This window comes from Kribbella caucasensis, from assembly GCF_004361855.1.
Lineage (GTDB): Bacteria > Actinomycetota > Actinomycetes > Propionibacteriales > Kribbellaceae > Kribbella > Kribbella caucasensis.
The window spans coordinates 54424-74395 of the sequence record NZ_SNWQ01000005.1; the positions used below are offsets into that span (position 1 = coordinate 54424).

At 68.8% G+C, this 19972-nt stretch carries 15 protein-coding genes and 1 pseudogene; 14 read left to right on the plus strand and 2 right to left on the minus strand.

Annotated features, from left to right (window positions below):
• A complete protein-coding gene (locus EV643_RS12070; protein ID WP_133800117.1) occupies nucleotides 1–972 on the minus strand; it encodes an AAA family ATPase in 972 nt (323 codons plus the stop codon).
• A gap of 285 nt (nucleotides 973–1257) precedes the next feature.
• Here EV643_RS12070 and mraZ point away from each other — a divergent pair, with 285 nt between their 5' ends.
• The 8 genes from mraZ to mraY all read left to right on the plus strand — a co-directional run bounded on the left by mraZ (nucleotide 1258) and on the right by mraY (nucleotide 10896).
• Nucleotides 1258–1689, plus strand: a complete 432-nt coding sequence (gene mraZ / locus EV643_RS12075) for a division/cell wall cluster transcriptional repressor MraZ (RefSeq protein WP_133800118.1) — start codon at nucleotides 1258–1260, stop codon at nucleotides 1687–1689.
• Nucleotides 1690–1978: 289 nt separating this feature from the next.
• The gene (gene rsmH, locus EV643_RS12080) at nucleotides 1979–2953 is read left to right on the plus strand and encodes a 16S rRNA (cytosine(1402)-N(4))-methyltransferase RsmH (RefSeq protein WP_133800119.1); all 975 of its coding nucleotides are present in this window, start codon (nucleotides 1979–1981) and stop codon (nucleotides 2951–2953) included.
• Complete coding sequence (gene ftsL / locus EV643_RS12085; protein ID WP_133800120.1) at nucleotides 2953–3606, plus strand: cell division protein FtsL; 654 nt, start codon at nucleotides 2953–2955, stop codon at nucleotides 3604–3606. Before rsmH ends, ftsL begins: the two co-directional genes overlap by 1 nt.
• Nucleotides 3607–4048: 442 nt before the next feature.
• Nucleotides 4049–5827 (plus strand): peptidoglycan D,D-transpeptidase FtsI family protein, encoded by a 1779-nt coding sequence (locus tag EV643_RS12090; protein WP_238165528.1) that lies wholly within the window; start codon nucleotides 4049–4051, stop codon nucleotides 5825–5827.
• A 23-nt stretch (nucleotides 5828–5850) separates the two neighbouring features.
• Entirely contained in the window at nucleotides 5851–6855 is a 1005-nt protein-coding gene (locus EV643_RS12095) for a TRM11 family methyltransferase (protein ID WP_133800121.1), read from the plus strand.
• 62 nt (nucleotides 6856–6917) lie between these two features.
• A complete protein-coding gene (locus EV643_RS12100; RefSeq protein ID WP_133800122.1) occupies nucleotides 6918–8447 on the plus strand; it encodes a UDP-N-acetylmuramoyl-L-alanyl-D-glutamate--2,6-diaminopimelate ligase in 1530 nt (509 codons plus the stop codon).
• On the plus strand, nucleotides 8444–9838 hold the full coding sequence (locus EV643_RS12105) for a UDP-N-acetylmuramoyl-tripeptide--D-alanyl-D-alanine ligase (protein ID WP_133800123.1): 1395 nt from the start codon (nucleotides 8444–8446) through the stop codon (nucleotides 9836–9838). Before EV643_RS12100 ends, EV643_RS12105 begins: the two co-directional genes overlap by 4 nt.
• On the plus strand, nucleotides 9835–10896 hold the full coding sequence (gene mraY, locus EV643_RS12110; protein WP_133800124.1) for a phospho-N-acetylmuramoyl-pentapeptide-transferase: 1062 nt from the start codon (nucleotides 9835–9837) through the stop codon (nucleotides 10894–10896). The genes EV643_RS12105 and mraY overlap by 4 nt, the downstream gene beginning before the upstream one ends.
• A 36-nt stretch (nucleotides 10897–10932) precedes the next feature.
• Here mraY and EV643_RS12115 read toward each other — a convergent pair whose 3' ends face one another.
• Nucleotides 10933–12129 (minus strand): RNA-guided endonuclease InsQ/TnpB family protein, encoded by a 1197-nt coding sequence (locus tag EV643_RS12115; protein WP_133800125.1) that lies wholly within the window; start codon nucleotides 12127–12129, stop codon nucleotides 10933–10935.
• 104 nt (nucleotides 12130–12233) lie between these two features.
• Between EV643_RS12115 and murD the strand changes: the two genes are divergently transcribed.
• The 6 genes and pseudogenes from murD to ftsZ all read left to right on the plus strand — a co-directional run.
• Entirely contained in the window at nucleotides 12234–13673 is a 1440-nt protein-coding gene (murD, locus tag EV643_RS12120; protein ID WP_133800126.1) for a UDP-N-acetylmuramoyl-L-alanine--D-glutamate ligase, read from the plus strand.
• A 16-nt stretch (nucleotides 13674–13689) separates the two neighbouring features.
• Entirely contained in the window at nucleotides 13690–14958 is a 1269-nt protein-coding gene (gene ftsW, locus EV643_RS12125; RefSeq protein WP_238165529.1) for a putative lipid II flippase FtsW, read from the plus strand.
• A 5-nt stretch (nucleotides 14959–14963) separates the two neighbouring features.
• Nucleotides 14964–16052, plus strand: a complete 1089-nt coding sequence (gene murG, locus EV643_RS12130) for an undecaprenyldiphospho-muramoylpentapeptide beta-N-acetylglucosaminyltransferase (RefSeq protein WP_133800128.1) — start codon at nucleotides 14964–14966, stop codon at nucleotides 16050–16052.
• Between the two features lie 14 nt (nucleotides 16053–16066).
• On the plus strand, nucleotides 16067–17503 hold the full coding sequence (murC, locus tag EV643_RS12135; protein WP_133800129.1) for a UDP-N-acetylmuramate--L-alanine ligase: 1437 nt from the start codon (nucleotides 16067–16069) through the stop codon (nucleotides 17501–17503).
• 13 nt (nucleotides 17504–17516) lie between these two features.
• Complete coding sequence (locus EV643_RS12140; RefSeq protein WP_133800130.1) at nucleotides 17517–18308, plus strand: cell division protein FtsQ/DivIB; 792 nt, start codon at nucleotides 17517–17519, stop codon at nucleotides 18306–18308.
• A gap of 188 nt (nucleotides 18309–18496) precedes the next feature.
• Nucleotides 18497–19495 (plus strand): annotated as a pseudogene (gene ftsZ, locus EV643_RS12145) (cell division protein FtsZ); the annotation flags it as partial.
• Nucleotides 19496–19972 lie beyond the last annotated feature (477 nt).

A 19972-nucleotide genomic window follows, 5' to 3' on the forward strand; every position in this document is an offset into this window, starting at 1 on the left:
TCAGTCCCGACGGGTTCGGGGCAGTGGCACGGTGGCCACCAGCCCGGCGATGATCTCGGCCGAACCACGCCCGCCCAGATGGGCTTCGGCGGCAGGCAGGACCCGGTGGGCCAGCACCGGTACGGCGAGCTCCTGCAAGTCGTCCGGCAGGACGAACTCACGTGAGTCCAACGCGGCGGCGGCACGGGCTGCCCGGATCAGGTGCAAGGTGGACCGAGGGCTCGCGCCGAGTCGCAGCTCCTGCGAACGGCGAGTCGCCCCGACCAGCGCGACGGCGTACTCCTTCACCGACTCGGACACGTGCACGGACTGCACGGTCTTCACCAGGCGGAGGATCTGCTGACCGTCGGTGACCGGCTGGAGATCGGCCAGCGGGTCGTGGGCCGAGTGCCCGTCGAGCATCCGGAGCTCGGCGGCCGGCTCGGGGTACCCCATCGAGACGCGGGCCATGAACCGGTCCCGCTGCGCCTCGGGGAGGGGATAGGTACCCTCCATCTCGATCGGGTTCTGCGTCGCGATCACCATGAACGGCGCCTCGAGCTGGTACGTGGTGGTGTCGACGGTGACCTGCCGCTCCTCCATCGACTCCAGCAACGCGGCCTGCGTCTTCGGCGAGGCGCGGTTGATCTCGTCGCCGACCACGATGTTCGCGAACACCGCGCCCGGCCTGAACTCGAACTCGCGGTTCTCCTGGTTGAAGACCGACACACCGGTGATGTCCGACGGCAGCAGATCCGGCGTGAACTGGATCCGCCGCATGCTGCAGTCGATCGACCGGGCCAGCGCCTTGGCCAGCATCGTCTTGCCGACGCCCGGCACGTCCTCGATCAGCAGATGTCCTTCGGCGAGCAGCACGGTGACGGCTGTCTCGACCACGTCGGGTTTGCCTTCGATCACTGTCTCGATGGCTCGGCGGACCCGTCCCGCCACCTCCGACAGCTCGTCGAAGTCCATAGCCGAGCTGGTCGCCATGGTGCTCACCCTGAGTCCTCCCCATTGATTGATAGCCGACTCATTCTCACCTGGGCCCGGGGTCGGGCCTAGATCTGCGGGGATTTCGTTACCAGTCGTTTCGGCACTCATCGAAAACCGCCCTCACCCGACGTTGCGGATCTGTGACCTCAAGCGTACGGGGGAGCAAAACACTACGCATTTGGTTGACGGTGGGGGAAAGTGGAGTAAGGTGGAGCGCAGTGGTACTGGAATGGTGGAGATAGCTCGACCTGAGACGGAGAGTCCGCAACGGGGAGGTGGAGCGTGTTCCTCGGAACGCACTTCCCCAAGCTCGACGACAAGGGGCGGCTGTTCCTGCCGGCGAAGTTCCGGGACGAACTGGCGGAGGGTCTGGTGATCACCCGCGGACAGGAGCGGTCGCTGTTCGTGTGGCCCGAAGCGGAGTTCGTCCAGCTGACCGAGCAGTTGAAGCAGGCTCCGATCACCAACAAGGGTGCGCGGGACTACCTGCGGATGCTGTTCGCCGGCGCCTCGAACGAGGTACCGGACAAGCAGGGCCGGGTCACCATCCCGCCGATGCTGCGCGATTACGCCGGACTGGATCGCGACTGCGTCGTCATCGGGGCGATGAACAGGGTGGAGATCTGGAACACGGAGAACTGGAACAGGTACTCAGCGGAGCAGGAGCAGGCGTTCGCCGATCTCTCCGAGGAGGTACTGCCCGGGATCTTCTGAGCGAGAACAGGCAACTGCAGAGCGCGGCACGAGTCGTCCGGTGAGATCACGGGTCCGACTTCCGACCTGGGTGTTGACGCCACTTCCCCGGCGCCAAGGCCACAGGTACTTCCCCGGAAGGCGTACCCGCGATCTGACCGGACGAACGCGTCGCTCCACTTTGCTCCACTCCACCGCCGTCGCTCCACTTCGCACCACCCGCCCCCGCAGTACCGAAGGACAAGAGCAGTCACAGGTAGTCGAGAACCCGCGGGGGCAGGGTCGCTCCCGCGGCTATGGAAGGGTCGAGATGGACGGTGCGGAGCGCTCTGAGCGGCACATCCCGGTCATGCTGGACCGGGTTGTCGCCCTGCTCGCGCCCGCGCTCCAGCACCCCGGTGCCGTGCTCGTCGACGCCACCCTCGGCCTCGGTGGGCACTCGGAAGCCTTCCTTCGGCAGTTCCCCGACGCCCGCCTGATCGGCCTCGACCGCGATCCCGACGCACTCCGGCTGGCCGGCGAGCGCCTCGAGCCGTACGCCGGCCGCACCACTTTCGTGCACGCCGTGTACGACGAGCTGCCGCGTGTGCTGGCCGAACTGGGCGTGCCCGCGATCGACGGGATCCTGTTCGACCTCGGTGTCTCCTCGATGCAACTGGACGAGGCGGCGCGCGGTTTCGCCTACGCCCAGGACGCGCCGCTGGACATGCGGATGGACTCCAGCGCGCCGACCACGGCCGCCGACATCCTGAACACCTACAGCGCGGCCGATCTGGCCCGGATCCTGTTCCAGTACGGCGAGGAGAAGTTCTCCCGGCGGATCGCGGACCGGATCGTCAAGGCCCGCGAGGTCGAGCCGTTCACCAACAGCGCCCGGCTGTCCGAGCTCGTCCGCGACGCGATCCCGCAGGCGGCCCGGCGGACCGGGGGACACCCGGCGAAGCGGACCTTCCAGGCGCTCCGGATCGAGGTCAACGGCGAGCTCGACGTACTGCGCCGCGCCCTGCCCGCCGCGATCGACGCGCTCGCGCTGCACGGCCGGATCGTGGTGATGAGTTACCACTCGCTGGAGGACCGGATCACCAAGCAGACGCTCGCGGCCGGCACCAGGACCGACGTACCGGACGACCTGCCGGTGATCCCGGCCGGGCACGAGCCGTACCTGAAGTTGATCACCCGGGGAGCCGAACGGCCGACCGAGGAGGAGGTCGTCGCGAACCCGCGAGCCGCATCGGCCCGGGTGCGGGCGGCCGAACGAGTCCGGGAGAGGGGGCTGGTGGCCTGATGAGTACCGTTTTCAGCCCGTCCAAGGCACGGGTCACGCCGGCGCCTGCGCAGCGGCCCGAGCCGAAGCTGCGGATCGTGTACGGCGCGCCGTTCCGGCCGCCGCGGATGCCGTTCGTCATCTTCGTGGTGTCGTTGCTGGCGGCCGGCCTGGTCGGTCTGCTGCTCCTCAACACCGAGTTGCAGCGCGGCGCGTTCCAGGTGACCGCGCTGAACCAGCAGGCGGATCAGCTGCGGGATCAGCAGGAGCAGCTGGAACGGCAGGTCCGCACGCTCGAGTCGCCGCAGAATCTGGCTGACCGGTCGCTGCGGATGGGCATGGTGCCGAACCCGAACCCGGTGTTCCTGCGGCTGTCCGACGGGCAGGTGCTGGGCGTGCCGGCCGAGGGCAAGGCGGGCACCGGCGCGGCGATGTTCGGCCCGGGTACGACGAAGCCGTCCACGCCGGCAGTCACCCCGAAGCCGCCGGTCGTAGCGGTCAAGCCACCGGCCGCGACGACGACCAAGCCACCGGCCGCGACGACGACCAAGCCGTCGGCGACGGGGGCGACGAAGCCGACGACCAAGCCGACGACCACCAAGCCGAGCACGACCAAACCGCCGGCCACCACGAAGCCGCCGGCGACAAGAACTGCGACATCTACTGGGGGATGATCGGATGACGGAGAGACGGGGTAACGAACCACCACGCCGTGGTGGTCGATCGGAACGGGGCAACCCGTCCCGCAACACCTCGTCTCGCCGTCCCTCCACTACAGACAGCGGCCGCCCCAGCGCACAGCGTCCGGACCGCCCTCGCCGGCCCCCGTCAGATGACCAGCGCCCGCGCAAGTCGGCGGCAGGGCGGGATGACGTCCGCCGCAGACCCCCAGAAGACGGCAGACGGCGTGCACCTGAGGAACGGCGGGTTGCGAAGAAGGCCGCTCCTAACAAGCCGAGGAAGACAGCCGCAGGAGACGCGCGGCCGGCGGCTCGGCGTACCGGGCCTGATGGGCGGGCGGTTGCGGCCAAGAAGGCGGCTGCGCCTAGGAAGAGGCCGCCGCAGAGTAGGCGGCCGCCGGCCAGGAAGCCTAAGCCGAAAAGGCCGCCGCGGACGTTGAAGCTGGGGCGGCCGGCGTTGCGGCTGCGGGTGACGTTCGGCGTGATGGCGTTTGTGTTGTCGCTGTTCGCGGGGCGGCTTGTGCTGTTGCAGGGGGTCGACCCTGACTCGTATGCCCTGGCGGCGTCGAGGGAGAACACCAAGCCGTTCGTCCTGCATGCGTCCCGCGGCGCGATCCTGGACCGGAACGGGGTGCCGCTGTCGGTCTCCGAGGATGCCGTCGCGATCACCGCCGACCCGACCCAGACGAACAAGATCGCCACCCAGCTGGCCGCCGTACTCGCGCCCAAGCTCTCGTCGACCACCTACGCCAAGCTGGTCGAGGCGATGACCCGCAAGGGCCGGTACGTGATCCTCGCGCGCCAGGTGAGCCCGCAGACCTGGAACCAGATCACCGACGAGCTCAAGCAGCGCAACACCCAGATCAAGGAGCAGAACAAGGACCTCGCGGCCGACCAGAAGCTGCCACTGCTGACCGGGCTCTACACCGAGCAGGACCCGATCCGCAGCCATCCGAACGGCACCATCGCCGCCAACGTGGTCGGCATCGTCGGTGCCGAGGGCAAGGGCCTGGCCGGGCTGGAGTACGGCCTGAACGACAAGCTGTCCGGTTCCGACGGCAAGGCGATGTACGAGGTCGATGCCAAGGGCAACAAGATTCCGAACGCCGACCACACCGTCGAGGAGCCGAAGCCGGGAGTGTCGGCGCAGCTCACCCTGGACGCGGATCTGCAATGGTTCGCGGAGAAGCGGATCGAGCAGGCGGTCAAGCAGTACAAGGCCACCTCCGGCACCGTGGTCACGATGGACCGGACCAACGGCGAGATCCTGGCGATGGCCAACTACCCGACGTACGACCCGAACAAGCCGGTCCAGACGAGCGCGCTGAAGAACCCGGCGCTGGAACAGGTCTACGAACCGGGCAGTGTGCAGAAGGTGGTCACGATGGCCGCGCTCGCCGACGCCGGCCTGATCTCGCTGGACACCAAGCTCAAGGTGCCCGGCTCGTACACCGTGCAGCGGCGCACCATCAAGGACCACTTCTCGCACGGCACGCTGAACCTGACGATGGCCGGCGTGATCGCCAAGTCGTCGAACGTCGGCACCATCATGGCCGCGCAGCAGATGCCGGTGCAGGACTTCGTGCACTACCTGAAGAAGTTCGGATTCGGTGAGCCGACCGGGCTGGACTTCCCGGGTGAGAGTCGCGGCCTGATGCCGCCGGGCGACGAGTGGAGCGAGCTGACCCGGTCGAACGTCGCGTTCGGCCAGGGCCTGTCCGCGAACGCCGTCCAGATGACCGCCGCGGTGAACGCGGTCGCGAACGGCGGCGTCTACGTGCCGCCGAAGCTGGTCAAGGACTGGGTCGACGCGGACGGGAACAGCACCCCGAACCAGGCCGGCGCGTCCCGCCGGGTGGTCAGCGAGTCGGCCGCGAAGCAGGTCTCCACGATGATGGAGTCCGTCACGGCCAAGGGCGGTACCGCGACCCAGGCCGCGATCTCCGGTTACCGGGTCGCGGGCAAGACCGGGACCGCGCAGGAGGTCGACTCGGCCTGCGGCTGCTACCGGAAGTGGGCGACTTCTTTCGCCGGATTCGCGCCGGCCGACAACCCACGCTTCGTTACCTACGTCGTACTGCAGAACCCGACGAACGGGCGCAGCGGTGGAGGTCAAGGAGGCCCGGTGTTCCGCGATGTGATGAGTTACGCCCTGCAGAAGTACGCCGTCCCGCCGACCGGTGCGAAGCAGCCCGTCGTGCCGCTGACCTGGTGAGGGCCTGCGGTAGCGTGCCGGGCGTGCGTTACTTTGCCCAGTACCGGGCGGGGCTCGGTGAGCTCGTGATCGACTGTTTGCGGCACGATCTCTCCGGGGTGAAAGTGGTCGGCTCGGACGACAGCAGTGTGCTGTTCGACAGTCGCAGCGAGCAGTCGAAGGTCGGTTCGCTGGGATACCTGAAGAACGCCTTCGCGGTGCTGGCCACGGTGCCGCGGTCGACGCCGCAGCGCGCGGCCGAGCGGGTCGCGGACCAGGTGCTGTCGACGCCGATGCTGCGGGGTCAGCGGCGGGTGACGAGCTTCCGGACGATGGTGAGCGTGGACGGCAAGCTGGTCGGGTTGCCGAGGCCGGCCAAGGCCAAGCTCGAGTCGGCGATCGGGCGCGCCACCGGGGCACGGCTGAGCACGCGCGGCGGCGGCGCGGAGTACTGGCTGGTCGGCCGGCGTGACCTGCAGTCGATGCTGTTCTGTCAGCGCCTGACCAGCGGCGTGAAGAACGGTGCAGCCGGCAGTCTCGGCGCGGACCTCGCCAGCTTGCTGGTGACGGCGTCCGATCCGCGGCCTGACGACGTCTTCCTCGATCCGTTCGCCGGCAGTGGTGCCATCGTGCTGGCCCGGATGAGCCTGCCCTACGACCGGGTGATCTTCTCCGACCTCGCGGGTCAGCCGGTGCCGACGGAGATCCGGCGCGGTAGGCGGGTCAGTGTGCTCGCCGAAGATGCCCTGGAGTTGCCGTCCGTCCGTACTGGTTCGGTGACGAGCGTGGTCACCGATCCGCCGTGGGGTGAGTACGACGAGCTGGGCACCGACTTCGCCACGTTCGCGGCGCAGATGATGACCGGTATGGACCGGGTGCTGGACCCGCGGCGTGGCCGACTGGTGCTACTCCTTTCCCGGCGGGCTGCCTACGTGACGGAACGTCTCTGGCAGCCGGCGAACCTCAAATTGCGGCAGTCCCACCAGCTGCTGGTGAACGGACATCCGGCCACCGCGCAGATCGGTGGCAGACCGGGGAGTGGTAGCTGACGGTGCCCGCTCAGCGCAGTGGAATAGGAGTCACAGGTCCAGGAACGGTAGCCTCTGGGGCCGTGTCCTCCCCTACCGCCGCAGGCGGTGCCGTTGCCGCGATCAGGCCGCGGCACACCGTACCGGTTGCCCTCACCGACATCGCCGCAACAGCCGGAGCCAAGGTTCCCGCGGGCTTCGCCGACGTCGGAGTAACCGGTGTCTCGCTCGACTCCAGGTCGATCCTTCCGGGTGACCTGTACGCCGCTCTGCCGGGTGCTGTGACTCACGGTGCGGCCTTCGTCGCCGGTGCGCATGCGGCCGGGGCGGTCGCCGTACTGACTGATCCGGACGGTGCGGAGCGAGCGCAGGCCGCTGGGTTGCCGGTGCTGGTGGTCGCCGATCCGCGCGGGGTGCTCGGTGCGGTCGCGGCCAAGGTGTATGGCGAACCGACGAGCGAACTGCGGTTGCTGGGCGTGACCGGGACCAACGGGAAGACCACCACGACCTTCCTCCTCGACGCCGTACTGCGTGAGCTCGGCAAGGCGGCCCTGATCGGCACGATCGAGACGCGGATCGGCGACCAGATGGTGAAGAGCGCGATGACCACCCCGGAGGCGACCGATCTGCAGGCGCTCTTCGCGGTGATGCGCGAGCAGTCGGTCGCGTGGTGCGCGATGGAGGTGTCCAGCCACGCGCTCGCCAAGGGCCGGGTGGACGGCGCCCGGTACGCCGTGGCCGGGTTCACCAACCTGAGCCAGGACCACCTGGACTTCCACAAGACGTTCGAGGAGTACTTCGCGGCGAAGGCCTCGCTGTTCACCCCGGAGCGGTGTGATCTGGCCGTGGTGAACATCGACGACGAGTACGGCCGCCGGCTGGCAGCTCAAACGCTCGTTCCGCTGATGACGGTGTCCACGGTCGGTGAGGCCGACTGGACGGTCGCGGCGACGCACCAGTCCGAGCACGGCACTACGGTGCTGGACATCAATGGGCCTGGGGAGACGTTGACCGTCGAGATCGTGCTGCCCGGGGACTTCAACGTGGCCAACGCCCTGCTCGCGGTCGCGATGCTGCGGCAGCTCGACGTACCGGGTGACAAAATCGCCAAAGGTCTGCGGACCGCGCGAGTGCCGGGCCGGATGGAGACGTTCACCCGCGAGGACGGCCTGGCCGTGATCGTCGACTTCGCCCACACCCCGGACGCGATCGAGCTCGCGCTGACGGCGGCCCGCGGTACCACGAAGGACCGGTTGTTCGCCGTGGTCGGTTGTGGCGGCGACCGCGATCCGTCGAAGCGGCCGCTGATGGGCGCCGCCGCGGCCCGGAACGCCGACGTGGTAATCGTGACCGACGACAACCCGCGCAGCGAGGATCCGGCGACGATCAGAGCGGCCGCGCTCGACGGTGCCCGGGCCGCGGTCCCGGGTGTCGACTTGCGTGAGGTCGGCGACCGGCGCAAGGCGATCCGGACCGCGATCGAGCTGGCCGGGCCGGGTGACACCGTCGTGGTGCTCGGCAAGGGCCATGAAACAGGCCAGGACATCGGTGGCGTGATCCACCCGTTCGACGACCGTGAGACCGTGCGTGAGCTGCTGGAGGTAGCCCGGTGATCCCTGTCAGTTGCGGCGAGATCGCCGAAGCGGTCGGCGGTGAGCTGACGGGTGTGGACCCGTCCGCCGTCGTCGACGCGGCGGTGGTGATCGACTCGCGGGCCGCCGTACCGGGCGGGCTGTTCGTCGCCCTGCCCGGAGAGCGCGTCGACGGGCACGATTACGTCGGCGTCGCGACCGAGGCGGGCGTGACGGCGTCGCTCACCACCCGGCCGATCGAGGGCAGCCCCTGCATCGTCGTCGCTGACGCGCAGGCCGCGCTCGGTGCGCTGGCCCGGCTCGTCGTCGGCCGGCTGCCGGACCTGACCGTCATCGGCCTGACCGGTTCGTCGGGCAAGAGCAGTACGAAGGACCTGATCGCCCAGCTGATCCGGCCGTACGGCGAAACGGTGTCGCCGGAGGGCTCTTTCAACAACGAGATCGGGCACCCGCTCACCGCGCTGCAGGCCACGGCCACGACGAAGTACCTGGTCGCCGAGATGGGCGCCCGGCACCTCGGCGACATCACTTACCTGTGTGACATCACGCCGCCGCGGGTCGGCCTGGTGCTGAACGTCGGCACCTCGCACATCGGCGAGTTCGGGTCCCAGGACAACATCGCGCTGGCCAAGGGTGAACTGATCGATGCGGTGATCCCCGGCGGGACCGCCGTACTGAACGCCGACGACCATCGGGTCGCGGCGATGCGGAGCCGTACGAAGGAGCAGGTGCTGACCTTCGGCGAGGCACCGGAGGCCGACGTACGGGCGGAAGGCGTCAAGCTCGACGCCGAGGGACGGCCCGCGTTCACGCTGCAGATCGGGGGCTTCAGCGGGGATGTCCAGCTGCAGCTGATCGGTGAGCACTTCGTGTCGAACGCACTCGCCGCCGCCACCGTCGCGTCGGCCGTGGGCCTGACGCCGGAGCAGATCGCCGCCGGGCTGAACGCGGCCACCCGCGTCTCGGCGGCGCGGATGGAGGTCACCGAGCGCGCGGACGGCGTGACGGTGATCAACGACGCCTTCAACGCCAACCCGGATTCGGTCCGGGCCGCGTTGAAGGCGCTGGTCGCGATCGGCCGGGCTCGCGGCGTACGGACCTGGGCGGTGCTCGGCGAGATGCTCGAACTCGGTGACACCTCGACCGAGGAGCACGACGCCATCGGCCGGCTGGTGGTCCGGCTGGACGTCAACCGGCTGCTCGTGGTCGGTGAGGGCGCCCGGCCGATCCACCTGGGCGCGTCCCTGGAAGGCTCCTGGGGCAACGAGTCCGCGTTCGTCGGGAGCATCCCGGAAGCCCTCGAGGTGCTGCGATCGGAGTTGCGCGCGGGTGACGTCGTACTGGTCAAGTCCTCGAAGGCGGCGAAGCTGCGAAGTCTGGCCGACACTCTGATCGCGGAGGGCGCGCTGTGATCTCGATCCTGTTCGCGGGCGCCGTGTCGATGGTGCTCACCCTGCTCGGCACCCGGCTGGCGATCAACGTGCTGTCCAAACGCGGCTACGGCCAGGAGATCCGCGACGACGGCCCGACCTCGCACCACACCAAGCGCGGTACGCCGACGATGGGCGGCACCGTGTTCATCATGGCGACCATCATCGGGTACTTCGCCGCGAAGCTGTTCACCATGACCAGCCCGAGCGCGTCGGCGCTGCTGGTGCTGTTCCTGTTCGCCGGGATGGGCGCGGTCGGCTTCCTGGACGACTTCATCAAGATCTTCCGGCAGCGCAGCCTCGGCCTGCGGAGCAAGGCGAAACTGGCCGGCCAGACGATGATCGCGGTCATCTTCGCGGTGTTCGCGCTGCAGTTCCCCGACGAACGCGGCCAGAGCCCGGCCTCGCCGTTCATCTCCTTCATCCGGGACATCAACTGGCTGCACCTGTGGCCGGTCCTGGTGGTGATCTGGATCCTGCTGCTGATCGCGGGCATGTCGAACGGCGTCAACCTGGCCGACGGTCTGGACGGTCTGGCCACCGGCGCGTCGATGATGGTGTTCGGCGCGTACACGCTGATCTGCATCTGGCAGTTCAACCAGAGCTGCGCGACCGCGCCCGGCTCCAAGTGTTACGAGGTCCGAGATCCGCACGACCTGGCCGTCGTCGCGGCGGCGTTGACCGGCGCGCTGTTCGGATTCCTGTGGTGGAACGCATCTCCGGCCAAGATCTTCATGGGTGACACCGGATCGCTGTCGCTCGGCGGCGCGCTGTCCGGCTTCGCGGTGATGACCCGGACCGAGCTGCTGGTGCTGCTGCTCGGCGGGCTGTTCGTGATCATCACCGCCTCAGTCATCCTGCAGGTCGGCTACTTCAAGCTCACCAAGGGCAAGCGGCTGTTCCGGATGGCCCCGTTGCACCATCATTTCGAGATGCTCGGCTGGGAACAGGTGAACGTGGTGATCCGGTTCTGGATCATCTCCGGCCTGTGCGTGGTCACCGGCCTCGGCTTGTTCTACGCGGAATGGGTGGCCGGTTGACGTCCTCCTCGTCCTGATGGACGGGGATTCCAACTACTACGCGGAGGTAGCGTGTTGAGGTTCACGCTTCGGCGAGACCCGTACGGGCGTCTCTCGGCGTGCGCTGACGGCCCGTCCGGCCGCGATGTTCACTGCCGCGTTCACGTCCGCGTTGGCCTGATGTCCGCAGGCTACGCACCGGAACGCCGCTTGGTTCTCGCGGTTTCCCGGTGCGCAGTGCCCGCAGACGCTGCAGGTCTGCGACGTGTACGCAGGATTCACCTTCTCCACGCGCCCGGCGGCCTTGTGCTCCAGGCGCTGGACAAGCAGTCCCCAGCCGTTGGCCAGGATGCCCCGGTTGAGTCCGGCTTTGGCGCGGCGACGGTTCGGCAGGTACCTCCCTGGTCGTTCGAGGTCGGGTTTGGCTTTGGGTCGCCGGGTCATCGGCGCGATGCGCAGGTCCTCGACGCGGATGACGTCGAACCGACGGGCGAGGTCGGTGCTGGTCTTCTCCACCCAGTCCTTGCGCCGGTCGCCGGCCCGCGCCTGAAGCCTGGCGATCGCGGCCTTCGCCCGCTCGCGACGATTGGAACCGTGACGGCAGCGGGCCAGGCGGCGTTGCAACTGCTTCAGCCGCGCCTGCTCGGTCTCCGACAGGCCGGGGCAGGTCAGGAGCTCACCGGTGGACAGGGCCGCGGACACGGTGACGCCGCGGTCCACACCGACGACCTCACCGGTACCGGGTGCGGGGATCGGTGGCGGGATTGCGGCAAAGGCGATGTGCCAGCGGCCCAGCCGGTCGCGGGTGATGCGGTACGACTTCGCGTCGGGAACAGGTCGGGACAGCCGGAACCGTACCCAGCCGACCTTGGGCGCCAGTACCCGCGCCCACTTACGGTTCAACTTCTCGACACGGCCCGCCTGACCACCGACGATGCGGAACCCCTCGTGCAGGCCTGCTTTGCGCCAGGTCGGCCGCCGGTGGGTCCCTGCGTGGAAGTTCTTGACGGCCTGGTCGAAGTCTCGCAGTGCCTGCTGCTGCACGGTCTGCGACCCGGCCCGCAGCCAGCCGGAAGCGGCCCGCGCCTCGGTCAACTGCCGCGCCTGCTCGACATACCCAGGTGTCGCGCCTTTGTCACAGGTCCACATCGACCACTGCTCAAGCGCCAGGTTCCACACGTACCGGGCCTGCCGGCACTGCTCCAGCAACGCAACCTGCTGCGCGGGAGTCGGGCACAGCCGGAACCGGGACATACCACCTACCCAATCAGCCGGGACCGACAATTCCCGATCCCCGAAGGGAGGCAGTCGCGGTTCCTCCCCACCCTGAAGGACGGGGTTTCCCCGCGACCAATCCGATGAGTCTCACCACACGCACCGACGACGGCTGGGCGGCGACCCGGTTCGCCGTCCTGGGCTTCGGTACGGCGGGTTACGCGTCCGCCGACTCGTTGCTGCAGGCCGGAGCCGAGAACGTCCGCGTGCTCGACGACCGGGACAACGAGCAGCTCCGCGAGAAGGCGCAGATCCTGGAGACGTTGGGCGCGACCGTCACGCTCGGCCCCGGGTCCACGGCCGAACTGCCCGAGGGCACCGAGATCGTCGTCACGTCGCCGGGGATCCCGCCGCACGCGCCGTTACTGGCCGCCGCGGCGGCGGGCGGCGTACCGATTTGGAGCGAGATCGAGCTGGCCTGGCGACTCCGCGATCCGGCGAACGCGGCGCCCTGGCTGTGTGTCACCGGGACCAACGGCAAGACCACGACGGTTCAGATGCTGACCGCGATCCTGCGCGCTGCCGGTCACCGAGCGGTTGCCGCCGGCAACGTTGGGTTGCCGCTGCTCGAGGTCGTGATGGACCCCGAGCCGTACGACGTGATCGCGGTCGAGCTGTCCAGTTATCAGCTGCACTTCACCCATTCCATGTCGGCGCACTCCGCGGTGGTGCTGAACCTCGCGCCGGACCACGTCGACTGGCACGGATCGCTGGAGGCGTACGCCGAGGACAAGGGCCGGATCTACCAGAACTGCCAGGTCGCCTGCGTCTACAACGTGGCCGACCCGGCGACCGAGAAGCTGGTCGAGGAAGCCGATGTGATCGAGGGCTGCCGGGCGATCGGCTTCACCCTTGGCACTCCCGGCTTGTCGATGGTCGGGATGGTCGACGACCTGCTGGTGGACCGCGCGTTCGTGGAGCAGCGGGCGACCTCTGCGCTCGAGTTGGCCTCTTTGAAGGACATCACGCCGCCCGCTCCGCACAACGTGGCGAACGCGTTGGCGGCTGCTGCCCTGGCCCGTGCGTTCGGCGTACCGGCGACCGCGGTACGGGACGGGCTGCGCGGGTTCCGGCCGGACGCGCACCGGATCGCGCAGGTCGCGGAAGTTGCCGGGGTCAACTATGTGGACGACTCGAAGGCCACCAACCCGCATGCCGCGCAGGCTTCGTTGCTGGCCTACGAACACGTCGTGTGGATCGCCGGCGGACAGGCCAAGGGCGCGACGTTCGACGAGCTGGTGATCGCCGCCCACAAGAGGTTGCGCGGTGTGGTGCTGCTCGGTCAGGACAAGGCGGTGATCGCCGAAGCACTTGCCCGACACGCGCCAGATGTCCCGGTGATCACGATCGAAGCAACGGACACTGGTGTCATGGAGACAGTGGTGGGGGAGGCGACGAAGCTGGCCCAGGTGGGGGACACCGTGCTGCTCGCGCCCGGCTGCGCTTCCTGGGACATGTTCGCCAACTATGGAGCCCGCGGAGACGCGTTCGCCGCAGCCGTGCACCGGCTGGGCGACCACTGACCCGGGGGGTGATCGCGTGTCAACGTCGATCGCGGATCAGCCTGAGTCGAAGACCGGTGAGCGCAGCTGGCTGGTGGCGCTGAAGAACCTGCTGGACCGCCCGCTCACGTCGTATCACCTGGTGCTCGGCGCGACCGGGCTGCTGATGGTGCTCGGCCTGCTGATGGTGCTGTCGGCGTCCAGCGTGCTGTCGTACAAGGTCAACCACGGCAACCAGTACGCGATCTTCTACCGGCAGCTGATCTGGGTCGGCGTCGGCCTGCCGATGGCGTACGTCGCCTCCCGGATGACCGCGCGGCACTTCCGGATGCTCGCGTACCTCGCGCTGCTGGGGTCGGTGTTCCTGCTCGTCCTCACCTACACGGGGCTGGGTAAGAACGTGAACGGCAACACCAACTGGCTGTCGCTCGGCGGTCCACTGCAGATCCAGCCGAGTGAGTTCGCCAAGCTCGCGCTGGTGATGTGGTGCGCGGATCTGTACGCCCGCAAGCAGAAGCTGCTCACCCAGTGGAAGCACCTGCTCGTTCCGATGGTGCCGGTCTGCGGCCTGGTGATCGCCCTGATCGTCGGCCAGCGCGACCTGGGGACGGCGCTGGTGCTGATGGCCGTGATGATCGGGATGATCTGGGTGGTCGGCGCGCCGACCCGGTTGTTCGTCACCACGATGGTGGTGGTCGGCTCGATCGCCGCGTACTTCGTCACCACCGCGCAGCACCGGATGGACCGGGTCGAATCGTTCATGAACCCGTTCGCGGACCCGAGCGGCGTCGGCTGGCAGGCCTACCACGCGTTCTACGCGCTCTCCACCGGCGGCTGGTGGGGCGTCGGGATCGGCAACAGCCGGCAGAAGTGGGGCAACCTGCCCGAGGCGCACACCGACTTCATCTTCGCGGTGATCGGTGAGGAGCTCGGGCTGATCGGATCACTGACCGTGCTCGCGCTGTTCCTCACCCTGGCGTACGCCGGTGTCCGGATAGCGACGCGGACCACCGAGCCGTTCATCCGGTACTGCGCCGCCGGGATCACCATCTGGATCATGGCCCAGACGCTGGTCAACCTGGGCGCTGTGATCGGACTGCTACCGATCGTGGGCATCCCGCTCCCGCTTTTGTCGTACGGTGGGTCCGCACTGCTGCCGACGCTGATCGCGATCGGCATGCTGCTGTCCTTCGCGAAGGCCGAGCCCGGCGCGCAGGCCGCCCTGAAGGAACACCGGCGGCCGTTGTTCGGGTGGATGTCTTCGTGGCGTACATCTGGTCCTCACGAGAACACGCGGGAGCGTTGAAAGCTGTGCCGAGCATCGTCCTGGCCGGTGGCGGAACCGCCGGCCATACTTCCCCCCTGATCGCCACGGCCGACGCATTGCGCCGGATCGACCCCACCATCGAGATCATCGCGCTCGGGACCGAGCGCGGCCTCGAGACCCGGGTCGTGCCGGAGGCCGGGTACCGGCTGGAGCTGATCCCGCCGGTGCCGCTGCCGCGCAAGCCGACGCCCGCGCTGTTCGCCGTACCGGGCAAGATGCTCGCCTCGGTGAACGCGGCCCGGAGGGTGCTGGACGAGGCGAAGGCGGACGTCCTGGTCGGCTTCGGCGGCTACGTCTCCACCCCGGCGTACATCGCCGCCTGGCGCCGGAAGACGCCGATCGTGGTGCACGAGGGGAACGCGGTGCCGGGGATCGCGAACAAGTTCGCCGCCCGGTACTGCACCGAAAATGTCGCGGTCTCGTTCCCGGGGACCGACCTGCCGCACGCGTCGTACGTCGGGCTGCCGATCCGGCGGGCGATCTCGACGTTGGACCGGGCCGCGTCCCGGGCCGAGGCACGGCAGTTCTTCGGGCTCGACCCGGAGGCGCCGACGCTGCTCGTCACGGGCGGTTCGCAGGGCGCGCAGCGGCTGAACGAGGCGATCGCCGGGGCTGCCGCGGATCTGCAGGCGGCCGGCGTACAGGTCCTGCACGTGATCGGGCCGAAGAACACTCTTGAAGTCCCGCAGACCGGGCACTTGCCTTATGTGGTGCTTTCGTACGTCGACCGGATGGACCTCGCCTACGCAGCCGCGGACCTGGTCGTCTGCCGGTCTGGTGCGAACACGGTCACCGAGGTCTCCGGGGTCGGCCTGCCCGCGATCTACGTTCCGCTGCCCCACGGTAACGGTGAGCAGGCGCTGAACGCGAAACCGGTGGTGGACGCGGGTGGCGGCCTGCTGGTGAACAACGCTTCCGTGACTCCGGACTGGGTTCGTGCCACGGTTCCGCAACTTCTGCACGACAGCGCGCGTCTGGTTGGTATGTCCTCAGCGGCCCAAGGCCTGATCCGGACGGATGCCGACGACCGGTTGGCGCGGATGATCCTCGATGTGGTGAGGTCTGCGTCGTGATTGTCGAAGTAACAATGCTAGGCCCTGACGCCGTCATTCTCCCCGCCGAGAAGCTCGGCCGCGTCCACTTCGTCGGTATCGGCGGCGCCGGGATGTCCGGGATCGCCCGGATCATGGCGTCGCGCGGGATCGAGGTGTCCGGCTCCGACGCCAAGGACGGCAAGGTGCTGGGCGCGCTCCGCGCTCTCGGTGCCACCTGCTGGGTCGGCCACGCCGCCGAGCACGTCGCCGATGTGGACACCGTGGTGGTCTCGACCGCGATCCGGGAGACCAACCCCGAGGTGGTCGCCGCCCGGGCCGCCGGCATCCCGATCCTGCCGCGGGCGGCCGCGCTCGCCTCGGTGATGGTGGGCCGCCGGACGTTGGCCGTGGCGGGCACGCACGGCAAGACCACGACCACGTCGATGCTGACGGTCGCGTTGCAGCACTGCGCCGCCGACCCGTCGTACGCGATCGGTGGCAACCTGAACGAGTCCGGCTCGAACGCCCACGACGGTACCGGCGACCTGTTCGTCGCCGAGGCGGACGAGTCCGACAAGTCGTTCCTGACCTACAGCCCCGAGGTGTCGATCGTCACGTCGGTGGAGCCGGATCACCTGGACAACTACGGCGACGAGGCCAGTTACCGCCTGGCGTTCGAGGAGTTCTGCGGCCGGGTGCTGCCCGGTGGGTTCATGGTGATCTGCTTCGACGACGCGGGTGCGCGGCGGCTGGCCGAGTTCGCGGTGGCGCGCGGGATCGACGTCCGCACGTACGGCGAGTCGGTGGACGCGGATCTGCGGTTGACCGAGATCACCGCGACGGGGGCGACCCAGACCTTCGTACCGATCTACCGCGGCCGGAGGTTGCCGATGGTCCAGTTGCAGCAGGCCGGCAAGCACAACGCGCTGAACGCGTCGGCGGCGTTGACGGTCGGGCTCGGCCTGGGCTTCTCGGCAGCTGACCTGGCAGAGGGGCTTGCGTCCTTCACTGGGACCGGCCGGCGGTTCGAGTTCAAGGGCGTGGAGGACGGCGTACGGGTCTTCGACTCCTACGCCCACCACCCGACCGAACTGGTCGCGGACCTGACCGCGGCTCGTCAGGTCGCAGGGGAGGGTCGGGTGATCGCCTGCTTCCAGCCGCACCTGTTCAGCCGGACGCGGATCTTCGCCGCCGAGTTCTCCGATGCGCTCGCGCTGGCCGACGAGGTCGTGGTGATGGACGTGTTCGCGGCCCGTGAGGATCCTGAGCCCGGCGTCACCGGTGCGCTGATCGCGAACCACGTGCCGCTGAAGCCCGACCAGGTCCGGTTCGAGCCGTCCTGGTCCGCCGTACCGCGAGTGGTCACGGATCTCGCCCTGCCGGGTGACCTGGTCGTCACCCTCGGGGCGGGCGACGTGACGTTGATCGGGCCCGAGGTCGTCGGGTTGCTGGCCGAGCGGGCGGCGCTGAACGCTGCGCTGATCGAGTGATCCGCGGATCGGGATGAGTCAGATCGACCGGGGTGAGGTGAGTGACCGGGGCGGTGGGGCGGGCAAGGAATCCGACACAGCTCTAGCCAAAGCTCAGCAGCGGTTCGCCCGCAGGCAGCGGTTGGTGCGCTGGCGGAGCTGGCTGCCCTGGGCGATCGGCGGCGGCATCGTACTGGTCGGCGGGATCGCCGCGTGGTCGTTCTACTTCTCGTCCGTCCTCGCGGTCGACGGAGTCCAGGTCAACGGCGCCGATACGGTGCCGACGGCAACGATCATGTCGGCGGCCGACGCCCCGATCGGTACCCCGCTGGCCAAGGTCGACCTGAACGCGATCGCCGATCGGGTGCGCACGCTGCCGGCGGTGGCCGACGCGCAGGTGACCCGCGCCTGGCCGGACCAGCTCGTCATCGTGGTGACCGAGCGGGTGCCGGTGGTCGTGGTGACCGACGGCAGCCGGTTCGAGTTGGTCGACGCGACCGGGGTGTCCTTCAAAACCGTGCCGAGCAGGCCCGAAGGGTTGCCGGAGGCACTCGTCGTCGGCAGCCGGCGGGACGTGACGATCCGGTCGGTGGTGACCGTTTCGGCTGCGTTGCCGACCGGTTTGCGGTCCCAGGTACGGTCGATCTCGGCAGCGTCGCCGGACTCGATCGCCCTCAACCTCCCGGCCGGGGTGAAAGTCGTCTGGGGCAGTTCCGATGACAGTGCGCGCAAGGCCGAAGTACTGAGCGTGCTGATGCGCCGCCAGGCCAAGGTGTACGACGTGTCGGCGCCCGATCTCCCTGTCACCAAAGGGGAAAAGAAGTGATCGGTCTCATCCCGGCACACGGCGGCGAGGCGCGTGGACTTTGCCCGGGAGCGTCCCGTAGCGTGCGGCGTAATCTAAAGTTGACATAACTCTAAGCATCCACTTGAGGTTCAGTCTTTTCGCTGGAACTTTCGCTGGAACAAGGCCTCCGGGCTACAACGGGACAGAACGAGGCGAGAGGCGCGGACGTGGCGGCACCGCAGAACTACCTGGCACTCATCAAGGTCGTCGGTACCGGCGGCGGCGGCGTCAACGCCGTCAACCGGATGATCGAGCACGGTCTCAAGGGCGTCGAGTTCATCGCCATCAACACAGACGCCCAGGCGCTGCTGATGAGCGATGCCGACGTCAAGCTCGACATCGGCCGCGAGGAGACCCGCGGTCTCGGCGCGGGCGCGAACCCCGAGGTCGGCCGCAAGGCCGCCGAGGACCACGCGGAGGAGATCGAGGAGGCGCTCAAGGGTGCCGACATGGTCTTCGTCACCGCGGGTGAGGGCGGCGGCACCGGCACCGGCGGCGCGCCCGTGGTGGCTCGGATCGCCCGGTCGCTGGGAGCGCTGACCATCGGTGTGGTGACCCGGCCGTTCTCGTTCGAGGGCAAGCGCCGCGCCACCCAGGCCGAGGACGGGATCAGCATCCTCCGCGAGGAGGTCGACACGCTGATCGTGATCCCGAACGACCGGCTGCTGACGATCTCCGACCGCGCGGTCTCCGTGCTGGACGCCTTCAAGCAGGCCGACCAGGTGCTGCTGCAGGGCGTCTCCGGTATCACCGACCTGATCACCACACCCGGCCTGATCAACGTGGACTTCGCCGACGTCAAGGCGGTCATGTCGAACGCCGGCTCCGCGCTGATGGGGATCGGCTCCTCCCGTGGCGAGGACCGCGCGGTCGCGGCGGCCGAGGCGGCCATCTCCTCGCCGTTGCTGGAGGCAAGCATCGAGGGTGCGCACGGCGTGCTGCTGTCGATCGCGGGTGGGTCGGATCTCGGCCTGTTCGAGATCAACGAGGCGGCGCAGTTGGTGTCGGAGTCCGCGCACACCGACGCGAACATCATCTTCGGCGCGGTGATCGACGACGCACTCGGTGACGAGGTGCGGGTGACGGTGATCGCGGCCGGCTTCGACGGCGGGATGCCGAAGCGGCGAGAGCAGCAGATGAACTCGGCCCGGCCCCAGACCCGGCCGCCAGCGGCACCGCCGGAACCGACTGTGACGCAGCGGCCCGCAGTACCGGAGGGCGGTGCGTACTCAGCGCAGATGCATCAGCCGGCCACGCCTGCGCAGGCACCGGGTCAGAGTCCGGGGCAGCAGGTTCCGGGTCAGGCTCCGGTCGGTGCGCCGGGGGCTCAGCCCGTGAGTGGGCAGACGGCGGGTGCGCCGTCGAACGGGCAGACGCCAGGCATGCAGCCGTCGTCGAATGGGCAGGTGCCGGCTGGACAGGGTGGCTCGCACCCGGCGGGTGCTCCGGTGCAGCCGCCGGCGGGGACGGACGACACGGTTCCGGTGCCGACTCCGGACGAGAACCGGCCGGGCGGCGTTGGTACGACACATTCGGCTCGTCCGCAGGCCGGTGAGCCGGTGCGTACCGCGCACCAGCCGTCCGAGCAGTCGCCGGCTCCCCACATCCCGGCCCCGCCAACCCGCTCCTGGCCGACCCAGGGC

Coding starts and splice junctions, on each gene's coding strand:
- rsmH (WP_133800119.1), top strand. CDS start 1,979: ATGGACGGTGCGGAGCGCTCTGAGCGGCACATCCCGGTCATGCTGGAC.
- murC (WP_133800129.1), top strand. CDS start 16,067: ATGCTAGGCCCTGACGCCGTCATTCTCCCCGCCGAGAAGCTCGGCCGC.
- EV643_RS12115 (WP_133800125.1), bottom strand. CDS start 12,129: ATGTCCCGGTTCCGGCTGTGCCCGACTCCCGCGCAGCAGGTTGCGTTG.
- EV643_RS12140 (WP_133800130.1), top strand. CDS start 17,517: ATGAGTCAGATCGACCGGGGTGAGGTGAGTGACCGGGGCGGTGGGGCG.
- EV643_RS12070 (WP_133800117.1), bottom strand. CDS start 972: ATGGCGACCAGCTCGGCTATGGACTTCGACGAGCTGTCGGAGGTGGCG.
- murD (WP_133800126.1), top strand. CDS start 12,234: ATGAGTCTCACCACACGCACCGACGACGGCTGGGCGGCGACCCGGTTC.
- ftsL (WP_133800120.1), top strand. CDS start 2,953: ATGAGTACCGTTTTCAGCCCGTCCAAGGCACGGGTCACGCCGGCGCCT.